The organism is Rhodococcus sp. NPDC057529 (genome assembly GCF_042802055.1).
GTDB lineage: Bacteria > Actinomycetota > Actinomycetes > Mycobacteriales > Mycobacteriaceae > Rhodococcus_F.
The window spans coordinates 17,783-36,912 of the sequence record NZ_JBHVEY010000036.1 but is presented as its reverse complement, the minus strand read 5'-3'; the positions used below and the strand labels follow the sequence as shown (position 1 = coordinate 36,912).

General features: G+C 65.0%; 14 protein-coding genes and 1 pseudogene. 1 reads left to right on the top strand and 14 read right to left on the bottom strand.

The window, feature by feature from the left end; translation table 11 throughout:
* Positions 1-127: 127 nt before the first annotated feature.
* The 14 genes and pseudogenes from ACFU5V_RS39975 to ACFU5V_RS39910 all read right to left on the bottom strand — a co-directional run bounded on the left by ACFU5V_RS39975 (position 128) and on the right by ACFU5V_RS39910 (position 16,455).
* Positions 128-1,795 (bottom strand): class I adenylate-forming enzyme family protein, encoded by a 1,668-nt coding sequence (locus tag ACFU5V_RS39975; RefSeq protein WP_378706548.1) that lies wholly within the window; start codon positions 1,793-1,795, stop codon positions 128-130.
* A gap of 1 nt (position 1,796) precedes the next feature.
* A complete protein-coding gene (locus tag ACFU5V_RS39970) occupies positions 1,797-2,633 on the bottom strand; it encodes a cupin domain-containing protein (RefSeq protein WP_378706546.1) in 837 nt (278 codons plus the stop codon).
* A gap of 40 nt (positions 2,634-2,673) precedes the next feature.
* Positions 2,674-3,885 (bottom strand): DUF3500 domain-containing protein, encoded by a 1,212-nt coding sequence (locus tag ACFU5V_RS39965; RefSeq protein WP_378706544.1) that lies wholly within the window; start codon positions 3,883-3,885, stop codon positions 2,674-2,676.
* Between the two features lie 276 nt (positions 3,886-4,161).
* Positions 4,162-6,102: an FAD-dependent monooxygenase gene (locus ACFU5V_RS39960; protein WP_378706542.1), complete on the bottom strand. Its 1,941-nt coding sequence runs from the start codon at positions 6,100-6,102 to the stop codon at positions 4,162-4,164.
* A gap of 342 nt (positions 6,103-6,444) precedes the next feature.
* Entirely contained in the window at positions 6,445-6,777 is a 333-nt protein-coding gene (locus ACFU5V_RS39955) for a WhiB family transcriptional regulator (protein ID WP_378706540.1), read from the bottom strand.
* A gap of 370 nt (positions 6,778-7,147) precedes the next feature.
* Positions 7,148-7,618 (bottom strand): MaoC family dehydratase, encoded by a 471-nt coding sequence (locus ACFU5V_RS39950; protein WP_378706538.1) that lies wholly within the window; start codon positions 7,616-7,618, stop codon positions 7,148-7,150.
* Positions 7,618-8,355 carry an SDR family NAD(P)-dependent oxidoreductase gene (locus ACFU5V_RS39945; RefSeq protein ID WP_378706536.1) on the bottom strand — a complete coding sequence of 246 codons (738 nt, stop codon included), beginning with the start codon at positions 8,353-8,355 and terminating at the stop codon, positions 7,618-7,620. Before ACFU5V_RS39945 ends, ACFU5V_RS39950 begins: the two co-directional genes overlap by 1 nt.
* A gap of 28 nt (positions 8,356-8,383) precedes the next feature.
* Entirely contained in the window at positions 8,384-9,526 is a 1,143-nt protein-coding gene (locus ACFU5V_RS39940) for a thiolase family protein (protein ID WP_378706534.1), read from the bottom strand.
* A gap of 126 nt (positions 9,527-9,652) precedes the next feature.
* Positions 9,653-11,440 carry an acyl-CoA dehydrogenase gene (locus ACFU5V_RS39935; RefSeq protein ID WP_378706532.1) on the bottom strand — a complete coding sequence of 596 codons (1,788 nt, stop codon included), beginning with the start codon at positions 11,438-11,440 and terminating at the stop codon, positions 9,653-9,655.
* 57 nt (positions 11,441-11,497) lie between these two features.
* Positions 11,498-12,247 carry a TetR/AcrR family transcriptional regulator gene (locus tag ACFU5V_RS39930; RefSeq protein WP_378706530.1) on the bottom strand — a complete coding sequence of 250 codons (750 nt, stop codon included), beginning with the start codon at positions 12,245-12,247 and terminating at the stop codon, positions 11,498-11,500.
* Between the two features lie 37 nt (positions 12,248-12,284).
* The gene (locus ACFU5V_RS39925; protein WP_378706528.1) at positions 12,285-13,082 is read right to left on the bottom strand and encodes an enoyl-CoA hydratase-related protein; all 798 of its coding nucleotides are present in this window, start codon (positions 13,080-13,082) and stop codon (positions 12,285-12,287) included.
* A 618-nt stretch (positions 13,083-13,700) separates the two neighbouring features.
* Positions 13,701-14,720: a hypothetical protein gene (locus tag ACFU5V_RS39920; protein WP_378706526.1), complete on the bottom strand. Its 1,020-nt coding sequence runs from the start codon at positions 14,718-14,720 to the stop codon at positions 13,701-13,703.
* A gap of 2 nt (positions 14,721-14,722) precedes the next feature.
* A pseudogene (locus ACFU5V_RS39915) lies at positions 14,723-15,843 on the bottom strand (integrase).
* 135 nt (positions 15,844-15,978) lie between these two features.
* Positions 15,979-16,455: a hypothetical protein gene (locus tag ACFU5V_RS39910; RefSeq protein WP_378706524.1), complete on the bottom strand. Its 477-nt coding sequence runs from the start codon at positions 16,453-16,455 to the stop codon at positions 15,979-15,981.
* Positions 16,456-16,867: 412 nt separating this feature from the next.
* Between ACFU5V_RS39910 and ACFU5V_RS39905 the strand changes: the two genes are divergently transcribed.
* A complete protein-coding gene (locus ACFU5V_RS39905; RefSeq protein WP_378706522.1) occupies positions 16,868-18,934 on the top strand; it encodes an ATP-binding protein in 2,067 nt (688 codons plus the stop codon).
* Positions 18,935-19,130: the final 196 nt, after the last annotated feature.

The window sequence follows — 19,130 nt, the reverse complement described above, 5'->3', positions numbered from 1 at the left end:
ACGCAGTCTCCGGCCCGAACGCACCGCCGGTTGCAGCGTGGACGTCGATTGCCCCGGAGTCGACGAGTACGCTGGCACGGCCACGGAGGTTGATAAGTTTCACGGTATCTCCTGGAAGTTCGGACGCTCACTTGCTGGGCGCGCGGAGCTCTCGTCTCAGTATTTTTCCCGTCACCGCTTTGGGTAGGTCGTTGCTGAACTCGACCAGACGGGGGTACTTGTAGGCCGCCATCTGCGATTTGCAGAACTCGATGATCTCTTCCGCTGTACAGGTGGATCCAGGTTTCAGCGAAATGAAGGCCTTGACCGTCTCACCGCGGTATTCGTCGGGCACACCGACCACCGCGGCCTCGCGTACGGCGGGATGGGTGTAGAGCACGTCCTCGACTTCACGTGGCCACACCTTGTAGCCGGCGGCGATGATCATGTCGCTCTTGCGGTCGACGAGGTAGAACCAGCCGTCTTCGTCCATGAATCCGACGTCGCCGGTCGCGATTTCTCCGGAAGCGATCTTCTCGGCCGACTCCTCGGGGCGCTCCCAGTATGCCGGAACGACCTGGGGTCCGGAAATCGCGATCTCGCCGATCTCCCCGGGTGGGAGTTCCCGACGGTTCTCGTCGATGATGCGGGCCGTGGTGTTGAAAACCGGGATACCGATGGACAGAGCACCCGACAGCGGGTCGACCCGTCCCGCATCTCCCAGCGGAACTCCGATCGCCGGACTCGTGGTCTCGGTCATTCCGTAGAAGTTGTGCAGCGAGATGCCTGTGCGGTCGCGAATCGTGTCGCGTAGCGCGGGGGCGATCGGTGCCCCACCGGAAAAGACCGCCCGGAACGAGGAGAAGTCGTGCGGTGAGATGTCGGAGCGACTCGCCAAGTTGTTGAAGACGGTGATCGATCCGACGGTGAAGGTCGGACGGTGTTCACGAATCAACTCCAGCAACACGGTGGGATCGAACCGGTGGTTGAGGATCAATGCGGCACCGGTCAGCAGACCGGCACCTACATGGCCGACCAGTCCGGTGATGTGAAAAAGCGGTGCTACACCGAGGATCCGGTCCTCGGGACCGATCCCGATCCAGTCGCGGTAGGTTTGACTCGAGAACGCCAATCCCCGATGAGTGATCATGGCACCCTTGGGTTTCCCGGTTGTACCGGAGGTGTACATCAGCACCGCCACGTCATCCGGTTCGGGGTGCGCAAGCGGCGGCTTCCGATCGGAAGCGTCGGTAGCGTCTCGAAAGCGCACGATGTTGTCGAGCGGCGCATCGGCCGGAAGAATCCGCTCGTCGTCGCGCCTCTGGTCGTCGCGCGGAGAGCTGACGACAACGTGCCGTAGCCGGGTCTCGCCGCCGCGGACGATATCGGTGACGACGTCGTACAGTTCGTCGAGGCACACCAGCACCGTGGCACCCGAGTCCGCCAGCAGATAACCGACCTCGCGTTGTCGGTACATGGGATTCACGACGACAGCAGCACCACCAGCTTTCCATGCCCCAAGCAGCGCGATAACAAACGAGGGGTTGTTCTGCAGGTACAGTGCAACCCGATCACCAGCCGACAAGCCGTGGGCCAGTAGATGCACGGCGAACGCGTCTGACCGCGCCTGGAGTTCGTCGAATGTCAGTGTGCCGTCGAAGTACCGGATGGCATCGTCGCTCCCGTGCGCTTCGACTGTGGCAGCGAAGAGCGCCAGCATGTCGGTGAAGGCGGGCTGGTTCTCGCTCGGCATCCCCGGCGGATACGAACCGAGCCAGGGTCGATCGGTGACACCGGAACGGAGTGCCTCGCTCATTTCAGGCTCCCCTTTCTGCGGCTGCCGCCGACGTGAGGTCGTTGGGCCCGATGTGTGTCTCGCCGTTGGCTACGAAGTCGACGCCGTCGTCCCACGGCACCCCTTGGATCGGGGCGGGAGACAGCACGACCAGGTGGTGTTCGGCATCGTTGCCACTGTTGTACTGCCGATGCGGCACGCCGGCGGGCAGCACCACCAGGGTGTTCGGACCGACGGTGTGTTTCTGCAGGGCGACCTCGACGGTGAGTTCGCCCTGCAGGACCAGGTAGAACTGGTCGAACCGGTGGATGTGCATACCCGGGCCGGCCGACCCGGCGTCCAACTCCGCGTAGTTGACGACCGCGTGCAGCGATCCGCTGGCCGGATCGGCGAGGGGCTGCAGCCGGAAGCCGGGCATGGGCTCTTCCAGGTGTGCCGAGTCCACGGTGCGCACGTAGCCCTTCTGCGTGGCCCGCCACTCCACCGGCACGTCTTCTGCGGACTCGACCGGGTACGCGAGAGGTGCTCCCGGCCCGGGCCGGGGAATGATCATCTCGAAGTGCCGTTCCTGGCCCGGGCCGTCGTTCCAGTTGCGATGCGGCAGACCGGCAGGAATGAACACCAGCGAGCGTGCACCGACAGAGTGGACGTCCTCACCCAGTTGAATTTTCATGCCACCCTCGAGCAGGAAGTACAGTTGGTCGCTGTGGTGGTAGTGCAGTCCGGGCCCACAGCCGTTCTCCTGAATCACGCTGTGGATGAGCAGCGAGCTTTCGAGCGAGGACACGAATTGTGCCTTGTACCCGGTGAACCCGGTGTCGAATGCCTTCGAGTCATCGAACGGGCGTACGAATTCCATTATTGCTCAGTTCCTTCGGTTCGCTGTCAGTCCCATGTGGTCAGTGATGGTGGTGCTGGGCGTAGTGCTGCGCCAGCAGGTCCTTGCCGTAGTCGCCACCGTTGGGTGTACGCACGATCGTGTGGACGTGGAAAGGCTCCGGCTCGTCGTTGTCGAGGAAGATTCCCGGATGGTTGTCGTATTCGACCAGCACTACGGGACTGTGCACCCTGTAGTAGAAGGGACTGTTCGGCTGCGAGCCACCGATCCAGGCGAACCAGCTGTCATCGATGCGATCCGCGATCTGATCCCTCCGGGCCTGTTTGGGCCCGTCGGCCAGCAGGTCGATGTAGGGGTCGACCAACGCGCGAAGCAGTTCTTTCTGACCGGCGCTCAGGCTGTCGCCCTGCAGTCCCTCGTACGGCAGAATCACGTTGTCCTGCCCCGCGCCGGCCCGATGGCGACCGTCGACGGGTCCACCCAACTCCGCCGGCAGATCCGCGGAGAAGATCGATCGATGCAGCACCGCCCGCGCCCGTTGAGCGCTCGACATCGACTCCATGAATTCGAGGGCTTTCACCCGGTGTTCTTCGAACACCTGCTCCGATCTGAACTCCGCTCCCAGGAACGTCGGCGTCAGAACCACCTGCCGGCCGACGATGAAACAGTGAACGTCGACATGATGCCCCGCCAGCTGCCACCCCCAGGGCTCCTCTGTAGACGGGTCACCGAACACGGTGAACCAGTACGAAAACTCCGTCAACGTATCGAGGTACGCGCCCAGGAACTCGCCGAGTTCACCGTTGAGTCGCATCGCGCCCCGGACCCGGCGATAACCGACGCCGCTGAGGGAGGCGCGGATGACTGCCAGCGCGGCGTCTCGTTTGTGCTCGTCGAGATCCTGTAGACGGAGTCCGTGCTCGGGAAACGTCAAGAAGGCGTTGGTCCACAACTGCCAGTCCGCACTGTCGATCGGCGAGGCTGCCCGGCCGCGCTCGTCCGGGTCGAGTCCGTCCAGATATGACTTCGCTGCCTGTGTAGGGGACGTGGCGTCGAAGCCTTCGTCCGCAAGACCGAAGAGGCTTTGCATCGGTTCGCCATCGGTGGTCATTCCGACGAAGGGTTTCCCGGCTGTCTGTTCCACCGGGGGCAACGCTGCGCCTTTGAGCAGAGCCAGCATCTGCTGCACGCCGATCTCATTGGTGAAGTCGACCTTGCCGTCCTTCAACGGAAGACCGAGGGGGCGGGCGCCGAAACCGTGATATCCGGTCATGATCGTTTCTCCTCCGAGAACTCTGGACTGTGTGACGAGTGGTGCGCAGATACAGGACAACCGAAGGACAGCACGTGCCGCGTCGGATTCGAGATGCACGTAATGTGCCTCAGTGCGGGACCCCGATCGTCTGCGTTTTCGATGACCGAGGTTCGATGTGTGCGGTTCCATGCCGCCCAGCGGGCGGAGGCCGGTGGCGAGTTGTCGACTGTGCGCCGGCAGCACTGACGGCGCACAGTCGACAACTCTGGTTGCAAAACTCGATCTCGTGTCACATCAGCTGGTTGCCGATGCAACGTTCGTCTGCGGCCGCAGGAGTGCGGTGAACGCATCACGGAGATCAACGACCGGATCCGCGCTCGAATCGAATGCCCGCCAGGCAATGAACTTGTCCGGGCGAATCAGCAGCGCTCCCCCGTCGGTGATCTCCCGGGTCTTTGCCCAGTCGCCGTAGGCGTCCGAAACCTCGAGCTCCGCCCCGACGGCGGTGGCCGCGATGTCGAACCCGAGTTCGGCCGAGACCTGCTTCGCGGCGTCGAGCCACGCGTCGCCATCGACGCCGGTGATCAGAGTCCACGTGTCGGCCGGAACGAGATCCAGGGTGCTGATCTGGGTACCACGCCGCGTCAACCACGCATGCGGCAGATAGGCACCCGGGTGGGTGGTCGGTTGGTAGTACAGCTCACTGTCCTGCTGGTAGGACGGGAAGGGTGTTCCGTCGTCGACCAGGGCACCACTGGTGTACCGCTGCCCCATTTCCACTCCGTGGCAATTGATCCCGTAGTCGTACACGTCGAGGACCTCGCGCAACTCGGCGCGCCGCTCGCGTCCATCCGGGGTCGGGGAGAAGTACGTTTCGATCGCAGCCAACCCTTCCTCCTCCGATTGCCCGGCCCGGATCCCGACCGCGGCAGGGACTGCTGCAACGAATTCAATGGACTTGGTCGCCCGCGCGACGATCTGCCGTCCCACCGGCAGACGTTCGGCTTCATACGAGTCGAGCAGTGCGTCGTCCGCCTCGCCGCGGAGGACCGTAGCGAGCTTCCACGCCAGGTTGTACGAGTCCTGAATCGAGGTGTTCGATCCCAGACCGTTGGCGGGGGTATGGCGGTGGGCAGCGTCGCCTGCAATGAACACACGGCCCTTCCGGTACTGCTGCGCCACGAGACTCTTCAGTTCCCACTTGCCGAGGTTCTTGATCTTGACGTCGATACTCGCATCGCCGATTGCCGCATGGATGCGCGGCAAGAGAGCTTCTTCGGATTCGTCGAGATTGTCCGTCTCCGGATCGTAGCTGAACTGGACCATCCACTCGTTCCATTCACGAACCAACGCGAACGTTCCGGAGCCGAAGAAATATTCGCGCCCGGGATGGTTCGTGAAGTAGAGCACGCCCGGCCGATCGGCGACCAGGTGCTCGAGGTCAGCCTCGATGAACGCATTGAGTGCATAGCCGAGTCGCGGCTGCCCGTCGAACTCGATGCCGGATTGCGCTGCTACGGTCGACCGCCCGCCGTCGGCACCGATCAGATAGCGGGCGCGAATCGTGTAGGTGTGACCGGTGGGTCGGTACACCACGGTCGCTGTGACACCCTCCGCGTCCTGCACGATCTCGAGGAGTTCGGTGTTGAAACGGATATCGGCGCCCAGGTCCATCGCTCCGCGGAGAATGATCGGTTCGAACAGGTGCTGCGCGATGTTCGCCGTCGCGCACGGGCTCGAGGCCTCGTAGTCGCCTTTCCGGTCGGATCGAGTTCCCCATGCGCGCCGGCGCGCCAACTCCCGGTCGGCCAACGAGGTCACCCAGAACAGGTCGGGTACGTCGGTCATCTTGTGGCCGACCTCGTACACCCGCGACTCGAGACCCAGATCGCGCATGACCTCCAGGGTCCGCTGGTTGGTGACATGGGCCCGTGGCCCGTTCGCCGTGTTCCGGTACTTGGTGATCGTTATCGACGCCGTTCCCTGCCGTGCGAGCAACGCCGCCGCGGTCAGCCCGGCAGGGCCGGCGCCTACAACAAGAACATCGGTGGTGAAATCGCTCATGATCTCTCTTTGCTTTCTCGAGGGCTCGAATTCGACGCGTCGGTCCGAACGCGAACGAAGTTGTGATGCACGTGGCAGTGACACCATTAGATGTGACTCGTGCAACAGACGCCTTGGTCCACCAGCCCTAATTCGTGCGCCCCGATTGGGCTGACCGACCTGGCCGCGCATGGTCTGCTCAGCTCCTCTCCGGCCGTAACCGCAAATGAAGGCTGGGTAGTCGGTCGTCTCGCCCGACTTGCCGGACGGAATCGCGGCGAAGCTGGAGGACCTGGCGGGGAATTATTTGCGGCACTGGAAGGCGTCGGCGGCGACCGCGGTCGTGGACGCTGCGAAAACTATGTCCGCTGGGTGTGGTCGCTCCTGACCGGTGTGGAGCGGCCAGCACATCAGTCTCAGAGGGGTGACCGATCAACAGGTTCGAGACGGGATGCGTGCGGTAACCACGTTGGCCGTGCATGGTCCTGGCCAAGAAATCGGCGCCCACCGGGGCCTTTGTTGGCCAGGAGGTGATTAGCGACGGGCATCGGCCCCGGGCCGACAGTCGACTGTCGCGTTACTTCGGCACAGATGGTCAGCAGAAGCGGAGGTGAGTGAGCGGCGGTCCTTTTCGGACATCCCTCCCCAAATGCCGTGGGACACTCCGGCATGGAGGGCGTATGTGAGGCATTCCCGCAGTACGGGGCAGTCTACGCAGATTCTCTTGGCAGCCTTTTCACGCCGCATCCGAGCGCCTTGACGTTCAACCTCGGGCGCAAAGAACAGGTGCTCGACAGTGATTCTACAGCGGGCGCGCAGGTGCCACCCATCTGCCAGGGTTGCGGTTGCATTCACCCGATCGGGCATGAAGATCCTCCGGTGCCCGTCGCTTCCTCGCGACCACTTCGTCGTTCACAGGACATTCGAAGATACGTAGTGATCCGTGGTGCCGACGCTACTGTAATGGGCACCCGGCCTTCCTCGGCCGCATGCGGCACCGCGTGCGGACGGCAGTGAGGACAGCCCCGGTGACGGGCCACGTGAAATCGCCCCGTGCCGGCGGCGTCGGATGCGCAGGTGCGCCCGTCCGACCACGGTTGATAGGCCTGTGTGTTGCCTGTCGCACCGAAGTCGGCCCGGTCGAAGACATGCGGTCGGCGGACGAGGGTGGGATGCGTGAGGAACTTGATTCGGTTGTGCCGCAGCGGTTCCGGGCCGGGCACTCAACTCTCGATTCTCACACTCGTACGAAGTCGTCAGCGGGGAGGACGCGAATCAGTACGTCGGTGACGCAGGCAGGGCGATCGGTACCGTCGATTTCCACCGTGATTCGAACGGTGGCCTGCAGGCCGGTCGAGACCGGGGTCACCTCGACGATTTCCCCGCGCCCTCGCACGCGACTGTCCACCTTGACCGGGTGGGGGAAGCGCACCCGATCGGTGCCGTAGTTGACCGACATGCCGATGCCGTCGAGGTGGAAGATCTCGTCGAGGAAACCGGCGACGAGCGAGAGCGTCAGGTATCCGTGGGCGATGGTCGAGCCGAATGGACCGCTAGCGGCGCGTTCGGGATCGACGTGGATCCACTGCCGGTCTTCGGTGATCTCGGCGAACGCGTCGATTCGAGTCTGGTCGATCTCGATCCACCGGCTGTGTCCGAGGTCGGTACCGGCCGCGTTGGCGAGGGTGACGTAGGTGAAGGTCGCCATCAGATCGAGATTCCACCGTCGACCGGCAACACGACTCCGGTGATGTAGCCTGCCTCGCGGGAAGCGAGAAACGCTACCGCGGCGCACATCTCGGATGCGTCACCGAAGCGGCCCATGGGGATTCCGGCGGCAAGCTCGGCCTTCTTGCCGTCGGGAATGGAAGCGACCATGCGGGTTTCGGCGTTCGGCGAGATCGCGTTGACGGTGACTCCGAAGCGGGCGAGTTCCTTGGCGGCGGTCTTGGTGAACCCGATGATGCCGGCCTTGGCGGTGGCGTAGTTGGCCTGGCCGGTGTTGCCGTGCAGGCCGGTGTAGGAGGTGACGTTGACGACCCGGCCGAAGCCCTGTGCCCGGAAGTGCGGGACGCTGGCCCGGGTGAGCCGGAACGTTCCGCCTGCGTGGATGGCCAGCACCTGTTCCCAGTCCTCGTCGGTGAGCTTCCACAGCACCGTGTCCCGAAGGATGCCGGCGTTGTTGACGATGATGTCGATTCGGCCGGTCTCGCTGATGATCTGCTCGACGGCGCGTTCGATGTCGGCGGTGCTGCTGACGTCGCCGTGGAGGGGGCGGGCGCCGATGTCGGCGGCGGCCTTGCCGACCTCGTCCTTGTCGTAGTCCAGAAGGTAGGTGTCCGCGCCGGCGCGGATGAAGAACCGGCCGAGTTCGAGTCCGATGCCGCGGGCTCCGCCGGTGACGATGACGGTCTGGCCGGTGAAGTCGAAGGTCAGGTTGCTCATGTGGTGTCCTTCTCGAAGTGTTTAAGGGTCAGAGGAGTTCGAGGATGGTGGCGTTGGCCTGGCCGCCGCCTTCACACATCGTTTGCAGGCCGTAGCGAATGTTGTTGGTGCGCATGTGGTGCAGCATGGTGGTCATCAATCGGGCGCCGGAGCCGCCGAGGGGGTGTCCGAGTGCGATGGCGCCGCCGCGGGGGTTGACGTTGGCCAGGTCGACATTGAACTCCGCGGCCCACGCCAGGGTCACGGAGGCGAAGGCCTCGTTGACCTCGAACACGCCGATGTCGTCGATGCTCAGACCGGACTTGGCCAGCGCCTTGTGGGTGGCCGGAATGGGCCCGGTGAGCATCGGCATCGGGGCCGAACCAACCACGGACGCGGTGTGGACTCTGGCGAGGGGTGTCAATCCGGCCTGGGCGGCGGCGTTGCTGGTCATCATCAGCAGCGCGGCCGAACCGTCAGAGATCTGTGAGGCGTTGGCGGCGGTGACGCGTCCGTCCTCACAGAAGGCGGGCTGCAGACCGGCCAATTTCTCGACGGTGCCGCCGCGCCGGATTCCCTCGTCCACGTCGACGAGGGCGCCGTCGACGTCGATGGGGGCGATCTCGTCGGTGAACAGGCCCGCGTCGGTGGCGGCGGCGGCGCGTTCGTGGGAGGCGAGCGCGAACTCGTCGAGCTGCTGGCGGGACAGCGCCCACTTGTCGGCGATCATCTCGGCGCCGATGCCCTGGTTGGGCGCGTCCGGACCGTATCGTGCGGTGTAGCGGGGTCCGAAGGGGTTGCCGGTGGCCTGCGCGGATCCCATGGGGATGCGGGACATGCTTTCCACACCGCCGGCGACGGCGACGTCGTACTGTCCGGCGATCAGCCCGGCGGCGGCGAAGTGCACGGCCTGTTGCGAGGATCCGCATTGGCGGTCGACGGTGGTGCCGGGGACCGATTCGGGCCACCCCGCCGAGAGCACCGCGGTGCGGGCGATGTCGAAGGTCTGCTCCCCGACCTGGCTGACGCACCCCCATATGACGTCGTCCACGATCGCGGGATCGATCCCGGTGCGCTGGACCAGGTGGTCGAGGACGTGGGCGGACAGGTCGGCGGGATGGATCGACGACAGGGCGCCGCTTTTCTTGCCTACGGGAGTGCGCACGGCGGCGACGATGACAGCGTCGTTCATGACAGTTGCTCGATTCTGATGGAGAACAAGGGGGTTACGCAGGATATTGCGTCATTGGGGCATGGGGTGGTGGCCGTCGGCCGGCCGGGGCTGGATGTCGGACAGACAGTGTCGGTGACATGCCTTTTACAGGCAGGCGGGGTCGAGCTCGACCAGCTGCATGTCCCGGGTGGACAGCAGGTCGAACTGGGCGTCGACTTTGGGCAGTTCGTAGGTGAAGAAGTAGCGGGCGGCGGCGCGTTTGCCGTCGTAGAAGGCGCCGTCGCGGCCGTGGGCGGCGATGGCCTGGTCGAGCCAGATCCAGGCCAGCACGACGTGTCCGGCCGCCTCGAGGTAGACGGTGGCGTTGGCCAGCGCGGTTTCGGGGTGGTTGTCCCACCACAGCAGCGCCGTGACCTCGGCGAGGCGGTCGAGTCGGTCCGACAGTTGCTGCGCCCACGGCGCCAGCTCGGCCGGCGCCCGGTGCACGGTGTCGCGGATCGTCCGGGTGAGGAGCTCGAGACCGGCTCGGTCGTCGATGACCATTTTGCGACCGAGCAGGTCGAGGCCGTGGATACCGTGGGTGCCTTCGTGAATCGGGTTGAGTCGGTTGTCCCGGTATATCTGTTCGACGTTGTGATCGCGGGTGTAGCCGGCGCCGCCGTGAATCTGGATGGCCAGGTCGTTGGCGACCAGGCACCACTGAGAGGGCCAGCTCTTGACGATCGGGGTCAGTACGTCGAGGAGGCGCTCGGCGTCGGCGCGGATCACGCCGTCCTCGGCGGTGGTGCTCTCGTCGAGGAGTTTTGCCGCGTACAGCACCAGCGCCATCGATCCCTCGGCATAGGCCTTGGATGCCAACAGCATCCGGCGCACGTCAGGGTGTTCGACGATCGACACCTGCGGGGAGGTGGGGTCCTTGTGCCCGGTTGGTCTGCCCTGCGGGCGGGTGCGGGCGTACTCGAGCGCCTCGAGGTAACCGGTGTAGCCGAGGGCGGCGGCGCCGGCTCCGACGCCGATGCGGGCCTCATTCATCATGTGGAACATGTAGTCGAGACCGCGGTTCTCCTGCCCGACGAGGTAGCCGATCGCGCCCGGGCCGCCGTCCGGGCTGAACACGCCTTCCCCGAAGTTCAGCATCGTGTTGGTGGTGCCCCGGTAGCCCATCTTGTGGTTCAGGCCGGCGAGGGTGACGTCGTTGCGTTCGCCGAGGGTGCCGTCCTCGGCGACCAGGTACTTGGGGACGACGAACAGCGACAGTCCCTTGACCCCGGGTCGTGCGCCCTGCGTCCGGGCCAGGACGAGGTGGACGATGTTCTCACTGAGTTCGTGGTCGCCGCCGGAGATCCACATCTTGCGCCCGAAGATCCGGTACCGACCGGGCCCGTCGGGGGCGGCCCGCGTCGTCAGGTCCGACAAGGAGGACCCGGCGTGCGGTTCCGACAGGCACATCGTTCCGAAGAACCGGCCGTCGAGCATCGGAGTGACAAAGCGGCGGATCTGCTCATCGGTGCCATACGCCCGAAGGAGATTGGCGTTGGCCATGGTGAGCATCGGGTAGCCGCAGGTGGCGATGTTCGCGGCCTGGAACCAGGCGAAGCACGCGCGGTGGACGACGTGGGGAAGCTGGATCCCGCCGAGGTCCTCGTCCATCGTACCGGCCAGCAGCCCGGTCTCGGCGAACGCGGTCAGTGCCTGCGCCACTTCGGGAATGATGTGCACGGTGCGCCCGTCGAAGTGCGGTTCGTTCAGATCGCTTGTGCGGTTGTGCGGTCGAAACTCGCGGGCGGCGAGGGTTTCGGACAACTCCAGCGCGGCGTCGAACGTCTCACGGGAGTGCTCGGCAAATCTCGGATTCTTGGTCAGCTCTTCAACGTTCAGCCATTCATAGAGCAGGAATTGGACGTCCCGCCGGGAAAGTAAGGTAGAGCTCATGTCGTGACTACTTCCTCTGCCCGGTCGGCTCGACCGGGCAGACTTTGTACGGTGAGGTCAGGTTCGGCGAATGATGCCTGATGTCCAGATCGCGGCCAGGGTGCGCGCGGCTTCCTCGTGCGAGACGTCCTTGACCACCTGATCGGGGAGAACGAATCGCTGGAACGCGTAGAACTCGGTCATGCTGCCCATCATCTCGGCGGCAACATCGACATCGACATCGAGCCTGATCCGATCGGCTTCGATACCCCGACGCAACGCGTGCGCGATGCGGGCGTAGAACGCTCGACGTGATGCCGCCCAGAGTTCGGTCACCTCGGGATCGGTCTGGCCGAGTTCGACCAGCACACCGAACAGCGCACGATGCGATTCATAGAACTTGAAATACAGCTGCGTGGACCGCAACACCGACTCCATCGGGTCGGTCTGATCCCAGGGCACCCGCACGAAATCGAATGCTTCATCGGTGAGATCGCGCAGCAGGACGAGCGTGAGATCACGGCGATCCTTGAAGTATCGGTAGAACGCTCCCCCGGACAAACCGGCGGCCTCGGTGATGTCAGTGATCCGGACCCCGGCATAGCCGCGTTCAGCGAACAGCGAGGTCGCGGCGGTGAGCAACCGTGTGCGCGTATCCCTGCCCTTGGGAGTCGGGGGTCGTCGCGCCGTCTCGCCGGTCTGACTCACCGACTGGTCTTCGTCGCTCACGACGCCCTCCTTCGCAGTGTCATGTTCGCGGGTCGACGCGTTGCACCCGATCGCGGCACCATGGGTCCTGGGTCGCAATATTAGCCTCCACTGCGACATTTGTAAATGTGGCGCCACTTTTTGTTGTTGGCGATGGTCATCGCCGTTTCCAGTCGGGTATGCGCTTGTGAGCGAACGCGCCTGTCCCCTCCCGGGCGTCCTCGCTGTCGAACACGGCATCGAATTCGGCGGCGTTCATCGCCCACATGGGCGAACTCCAGTCGGAACCGAAGTCGCGGCGACGTGCCATGACGCGTTTGCTGGCGGCGACCGCGAGCGGCGCGTTGGCCGCAACTTTCTGCGCCAGTTGCATCGCTGTTGAGAACACTTCCGGCGGCGGCGTGACCGTGTTGACAAGGCCCCACCTCAATGCCGTCGCCGCCGAAATGGGTTCCCCGGTGAGGATCGCTTCGGCGGCGATCTTGGGTGGTATCTGGTCGGGCAATCGCAGCACTCCTCCGGCGCCCGCGAATATGCCGCGGGTGACTTCGGGTAGGCCAAGGCGGGCATCTTCGCTCATCACGGCCATGTCGCAGGCCAGAACAATCTCGGTGCCGCCGCCCAGTGCAACCCCGTTGACCGCGGCGATGAGCGGTGTATCGACGAAGTGCTGGACGACGCCGGCGAAGCCCCACTCGGGATGCTCGGGCGCCAGGAATGACAACCCGGCGGCCATGTCCTTGAGATCAGCGCCAGCGCAGAACGCTCGCCCGGCTCCGGTAATGACGCAGACACGAACCTCGGGGTCCGCGTCGAGCTGGTGCAGGGCCGCACCGACCGCGGCCGACATCTCGGCATCGACAGCGTTGAGTGCGTGCGGGCGATTGAGGGTGATCACCCCGACCGCGCCGACGCGATCAACCACCGCGGGTGCTTCGCGGGTATCGGTGGCCATGACAGTCCTTCCGTCGAGGGGTCAGTGGAGCAGATCGAGGGCGGGACGACCGAGCTCGGCGCCGGGCCCCAGGGATGCGACCCGCTGAAGTGCACTCAGCCTGCCGCAAAAGGAAAAGTGGCGCAACATTTACAAAGTTGAAGTCGTTGATTACTGTGAAGTGACACCGAAGATGTCCAATCGGACCAGGCAGTTGTCCACCGCGTTGCTGCTGGAATGCCGGGTCGGTGTGCCAAATAACCTGTCCAATGATCGAAATCGTCGGTCTCCGTGCGCGTCGCCTCAGTGACGTTGTCCAACATGGAAGACCGGCCGGAGCCATCCTCGTGCGGGATGAGGTGTCCGGACCTGTCGGCGATGACAGGGCAGCGAGCGCGGTCGGGGCTTTCATGAGGGCGGTCTTCAGTGGCTGGACAGCCCGTAGGCACGATTGGACAGAAAGGTTGTCAATTGGACGACCCGCCTGTCACTTCACAATTACCGTGCGATCTCGCCACCTTCACTGAGCCAGGACAACTACAACTGCGCCTCACTCATGGTTTGTACGCACTTGGTGACGATAATTTCCGTTATCGCACCGTAATCGAAGCTACCCCCTGCGTCGGGACCAACACTCCGTCAGTCGATTTCGGTGTGGTCGAGGATGGAGAGGAGGTCGGCGAGGAGCTTGTCGGCTTCGTCCTCGATGCCGTCGAGGACGTCGGTGACGTCTTCGAGGTGGGCGTGGGCGTTGCGACGGGCCGCGATGCCGCGATCGTAGTAGCTCTGGTCCAGCTCAATGTCCACGACGACCGGGACCGGCGGGTCCTCGTCTGACTTCGTCGTGGGCTGCCAGGTCGGAGGCCGCTTGTGTTCCGGTGCCTGCCCGGCCAGATGCGCCCGGGTCAGGGCGGCGATGGAGTGCCCGGTCAGCGCAGTCGGGTCGTAGGGGGTGTGTCCCCACCGGTCGATGGGTGTGAGCAGCGGCTGTTCGTCGCGGCGCGCGCTGTCCGCGAACGCCGAGAGGCTCGCACCTTTGTCGAGTCGGCCGGCGAGGAGCTTGGTGCTCGGATAGCGGTCCAAAAACCCGAGGACCTCCACCCAATTCGTATACACGGCAATAGGTTCGACACCGGATTCGGCGGTGACACGCACCCAGCCCTCCCCCGCCTTGACGACCAGCGTGTCGCGCTCGGTGGTGACGTCGGTGCGCCGCAGCCGGGCGATCTCCTCAAACCCCAACCCGGCTGCGGCCAGAGTGAGGAGGAGGGCGTCGCGGCGACCGAACAACCCGCCCGGCCACCCGGTCACCGGAATCCGTGGCACCACCTGCGCCACCCGCTCCCCGACCCGGGCCAGCCGGTCGGCACGATTGGTGCTGAGCAGCTGCCGGATCGCCTCCGCCCGGCCCGGCGCCGGCAACCCAGCCCCGACGTGGACGGCGTTGATCGCGGCGACCCGGCGGCGCTGGGTTCCGACGGCGGCCGGGTGCTCGTCGAGGAACTCCGCCACCACCCACGGGTGCGCGGGCAACGATCGGTGATCGCACGCGGTGCACCAATCCGAGAACAGCGCCCAGTCGTACCGATACCGACGCGGCACCACCAGCTCCGGGCTGTTACCCACCGATGGGGTGATGGCGGCGAGGTCGACGTACACGCTCAGAGGCCGATCTCATTGACGGCGTTTCCGACCAGGGGCGCGTGTTCGCGGGCGTAGAGCTCGACCATCGCAGGCGTGACATGTCCGGTCTGCCGCATGATCGCGTGCGCGTCGGCGCCGTTGCGGAACGCCTGGGTGACGAACCCGGCAGCGAATGCGCACCGAGCTGCGCCACAACGTTCTCGTCGTAACCGGCCGCGGCCGCGCGGCGGCGGATCGCCGCGTGCACCGACGCCCCCGACAACGCGGTGTCGGAGAGCTTGCCGTTCTTGGCGATCGCCCGGAACAACGGTGCCCGGGCCCGCATCCGCGGCAACCCCGTTCGGCAGACATGGCCCTCGAACGGTGATGCGGTGCGCAGCAACCGGATCACCCCCGGTCGGGCGGCGAGATCGTATGCGGCGACGACCTGCGCCCACCGCACATACGCGCACGGTGGGCAACTGTGATGGTGAGTGGTGAACGGCAACGCCCGCACCGTCCCGGTGCCGTCCTGATCGGTCTTCGACCGCCGCAACCGCACATGCACCCCATCGAGCCGGTGCACGGTCACGTCCCCGCAGTGCAGGGCGACGAGTTCGCTGCGACGGAACGCGCCGGCGAACCCCATCAACAACAACGCCGAATCGCGGCGTTCGTGCACCTCGGCGGCCCAGCCGGTAACAGCCCGCCGGGCGGATCCGACGATGGTGACGACGTCGTCGACCAGCAGCGGTGCCCGCGGGGTCCGGGGCCGGTCACCGTTCGATGCGTAGTCGCGGCGGATCCCGGACAGGGTCGAGGCCACCAGCACTTCTCCTGCCGGGTTCGGCAGGCCCGCGGTGCGGTGATAGTGCCCGATCACCGACACCCACCGGTTCAGGGTGGACGGCGCATAGGTGCGCTCCCCCTCGCCGTCGACGGTGTCGGCGGCCTCGACCAGGTAGGCGGCAATGGTGACGGGGTGCGCCGGCAACGCACTGTGCCCGCGGGCCTCGCACCAGCTGCGGAAGCGCCGCCAGTCCGAGGCATAGACCCGGCGGGTGCCCGGCGCCCGGGACGAGGATACCGCCCCGGCGATCCGGGTGGCCGTCTCCTCCGTCAGGTCCGGTACCGCACCCCACCCACCGACGGTGGTCACATCGGTTGCGGCTCTGCCGGTTCCCTCCACCTGTTCGATCTTCACGGAACCGGACACTACCGGGGAGAACCGACAATCCTTGGCCACCGCACACCGTGACCCCGACGCAGACGCCCAGACGCCCCACCGCCCCGCCTACCCCGCCTCGGTGAAGGGGCACTGCCCGACCTCGACCAGGGTGGTCGTGGGGTCGAGTCCGATCTCCGGCCAGCCCGTCGTGACGGCGATCGCCCGGCTCGCCGGGAACAGCGGGATCCAGTACCGGGGTTCGCTGCGGTACAACGCCTCCGGGCCCGTGCCCAGGGCGCGGGTCAGCGGATGGAACGGGTCCGCCACCGCATCCTGGTCGTCGACCCGGACACGCACCAGCAGGTACGACCACCGCGCCGACGTGTCCGCCGGATCCGTCAGAGGTCGGGTTTCATGACGCGCCGCCGCAGCTACCGCACCGGTCGCGGTCACCATCAGTCGCAGTGACAACCCACCCGGATACGCGAATACCGCGACCAACTCCACCGACACGTTCTCCTGCGCGGCGAGGGTGCGGCGCCCGTGGATCGGGGTGCCGCCGCCCTGAAGTTCGGCGATGCCCGGCCACCGATGGTTTCCCATGACACATGGTTCGCACGCTCGGCCCCGATCTGACAATCAACGACAGAGCAAGCATGCCGGACCCCGCCCCTACCCTTTTCCGGTAACAGCACGAAACGGGCGAAGGGAGGGCAGGCGATGACCACCGTCGTCGGAAATCTCCTGCCGCTGCCGGGGATGCCCTCCCCCACTCCCCCACCCGGGCTCGAACAGCTCACCCTGATCGGGTAGCCACAGCCGATCCGGATACCTGAACGACTCCGGCGGACCTGGCTCGACGACCCGGTCGTGATTGCCCGGTTCGAAGCCAAACACTGTCAACGGACACGAGGAAGCCGGGCAAGCGGATCGCCGACGTCTCGGTCATGCGGCCTCGGGCCGCGCCGCCTGCCTAGGATTGTCTGACGTCGCCAGTATGGTGGGCGGCATCGAGATGGGAAAGAAGGACGGAATGGCGGCGATGACGACGTCCCTTCGGGGACGAGTCAAGAACACCGGTCTGCCAAAGAGCCACGCGCTTCTCCCCGTGCTGGAGGCCGTCGTCAACGGCATACAGGCCATCGATGCGAGGTTCGACGCCGACAGCTCCCAAGGGCGCCTTGAGGTGAAGATCGTGCGTAGCCCGCAAACGGGGCTCGATCTCAGCATGACCGGCCCTGGGCGCATTCCGCTGGAGCCGATCGTCGGGTTCGTAGTCACCGACAACGGCGTGGGATTCACCGCGGAGAACATGAAGTCGTTCGAGACGCTGGACAGCGACTACAAGTCGGCGGACGGCTGCCGCGGCGTGGGACGCCTGCTGTGGCTGAAGGCGTTCAACAAGGTGGCGGTGAGGAGCACGTACAAGGACGACAATGGTGCCCTCTGCGGTCGGCATTTCCGGTTCTCCGTTGAGCACGAGGTCGAGCCCATCGAGCTGGCGGAACCACTCGAGGAGACCGGGACGAGCGTCGAGTTGGAGCGGTTCGGTTCCGCTTACCAGAAGAGCGCCCCCAAGACAGCGGCGGCAATCGCGAGAGAAGTATTCGAGCACTGCATCTGGTACTTCCTGCGGCCTGGCGGCGCGCCCGAGATCCGGGTGATCGACGATGGCGAGACTGTCTTGCTCAGGGAGCTGATGGACGAGTTCGTCTACTCGGAGATGCCGAGGCAGACGGTCGAGGTCAAGGGTGAGAAGTTCGACATGGTTAACCTCTGCCTGAAGTCGTCGACCCGCAACCAGACGCCGAAGCTCTACTGGTGCGCCGCGAGCCGCGTGGTGACCGAAGAGAACATCACCGGGAAGGTCCCCGGGCTCTATGGCCGGCTCAAGGACGAGAACGGTGCGGACTTCACCTACATCTGCTACCTCTCCTCGGACTACCTCGACACCAACGTCCGAGCCGACAGGACCGCGTTCGACATCGACGAGACCATCGAGGGCAACACGCTCGAGAGCGAGATCACGCTCGACGACGTGCGCAAGGCTGTGCTCACCGAGATAGAAGTGTTGCTAACCGACGAACTGGCGGCGGCCCGGGACGAGGGCAAGTCGCGGGTGAGCGAATACGTCAGCAATCGTGCGCCTCGGTACCGGCCTCTGCTGAAGCGAATGGAATCGCTCGGGCTGACAGTCGACCCGTCGATGAAGGACGCGGAGCTGGAAACGGTCCTTCACCGCAAACTCCAGAAGCTCGAAGCCGAAACCCTCGCCGAGACTCAGCAGATCTTCGCAGAAGACGGTGCCGAACGGCCTGCGGACTACCAGGAGCGGCTCGACGAGTACCTGGCGAAGATCACTGACATCAACCAGTCGGACTTGGCGGCGTATGTGGCGCGTCGGCGGGTGATCCTTGAAGTCCTGGCGAAGCTCATCCGCTCGAACGACGAGGGTAAGTACTGTCGCGAGGACGAGGTCCACAATCTGCTGATCCCGATGCGGAAGGATTCGAACGAGATCGGTACGGACGCCTCAAACCTGTGGATCATCGACGAGAGACTGGCTTTCCACGACTATCTCGCGTCGGACAAGACGTTCAACAGCATGCCCATCACCGACTCGAAGTCGACAAAGGAGCCGGACATCATCGCCACACGGCTCGCAGGCAGCGCTGTGCTCGCAGCTGAGCGCCAGACCGTTCCGCTCAGTTCGATCGTCGTCGTCGAGATCAAGCGCCCCATGCGGACCGACGCCTCCGAAGACAACAACCCGATCGACCAGTGCCTCGGCTACGTGAAGCAGATCCGCGAAGGCGGCGCCAAGACGAGCGATGGCAGACCGATTCCGAAGTCGGAGGAGGCGCCAGCGTTCTGCTACGTAATCGCTGATCTGACGCCCAAGATGATCGACCGCTGCGAACTCGCAGGTCTGCGTCCGACCCAGGACGGCCTCGCATACTTCGGGTTCAACGATGCCCGACGGGTATACATCGAGGTCATGAGCTTCGATCGTCTCGTCAACGGGGCCACGGAACGAAATCGTGCGTTCTTCGACAGGCTAGGACTGCCTGCGAGCAGATAGTCGAGAATTCCCGGGGGTTGGGCACGACCTGATGTGGGCGAATCCGGATCAGATCATTCCGCGTCTCCTCGACTTCACCGACAGCAACGATCCCGGTCCGATCCTGACTACGCCGACCCTAGAGCAATCCCTAATCGGACATCACGGGTCGGATCGACAAGCGTGACCAGCAGTGCCGGGCAGCGCTGGCCGGGCC

What these genes read in the sequence shown, in the direction of transcription:
- ACFU5V_RS39975 (WP_378706548.1), bottom strand. Translation starts at nt 1,795, where the DNA reads ATGAGCGAGGCACTCCGTTCCGGTGTCACCGATCGACCCTGGCTCGGT.
- ACFU5V_RS39970 (WP_378706546.1), bottom strand. Translation starts at nt 2,633, where the DNA reads ATGGAATTCGTACGCCCGTTCGATGACTCGAAGGCATTCGACACCGGG.
- ACFU5V_RS39965 (WP_378706544.1), bottom strand. Translation starts at nt 3,885, where the DNA reads ATGACCGGATATCACGGTTTCGGCGCCCGCCCCCTCGGTCTTCCGTTG.
- ACFU5V_RS39960 (WP_378706542.1), bottom strand. Translation starts at nt 6,102, where the DNA reads ATGCGCGGCCAGGTCGGTCAGCCCAATCGGGGCGCACGAATTAGGGCT.
- ACFU5V_RS39955 (WP_378706540.1), bottom strand. Translation starts at nt 6,777, where the DNA reads ATGCCCGATCGGGTGAATGCAACCGCAACCCTGGCAGATGGGTGGCAC.
- ACFU5V_RS39950 (WP_378706538.1), bottom strand. Translation starts at nt 7,618, where the DNA reads ATGGCGACCTTCACCTACGTCACCCTCGCCAACGCGGCCGGTACCGAC.
- ACFU5V_RS39945 (WP_378706536.1), bottom strand. Translation starts at nt 8,355, where the DNA reads ATGAGCAACCTGACCTTCGACTTCACCGGCCAGACCGTCATCGTCACC.
- ACFU5V_RS39940 (WP_378706534.1), bottom strand. Translation starts at nt 9,526, where the DNA reads ATGAACGACGCTGTCATCGTCGCCGCCGTGCGCACTCCCGTAGGCAAG.
- ACFU5V_RS39935 (WP_378706532.1), bottom strand. Translation starts at nt 11,440, where the DNA reads ATGAGCTCTACCTTACTTTCCCGGCGGGACGTCCAATTCCTGCTCTAT.
- ACFU5V_RS39930 (WP_378706530.1), bottom strand. Translation starts at nt 12,247, where the DNA reads ATGTCGCAGTGGAGGCTAATATTGCGACCCAGGACCCATGGTGCCGCG.
- ACFU5V_RS39925 (WP_378706528.1), bottom strand. Translation starts at nt 13,082, where the DNA reads ATGGCCACCGATACCCGCGAAGCACCCGCGGTGGTTGATCGCGTCGGC.
- ACFU5V_RS39910 (WP_378706524.1), bottom strand. Translation starts at nt 16,455, where the DNA reads ATGGGAAACCATCGGTGGCCGGGCATCGCCGAACTTCAGGGCGGCGGC.
- ACFU5V_RS39905 (WP_378706522.1), top strand. Translation starts at nt 16,868, where the DNA reads ATGGGAAAGAAGGACGGAATGGCGGCGATGACGACGTCCCTTCGGGGA.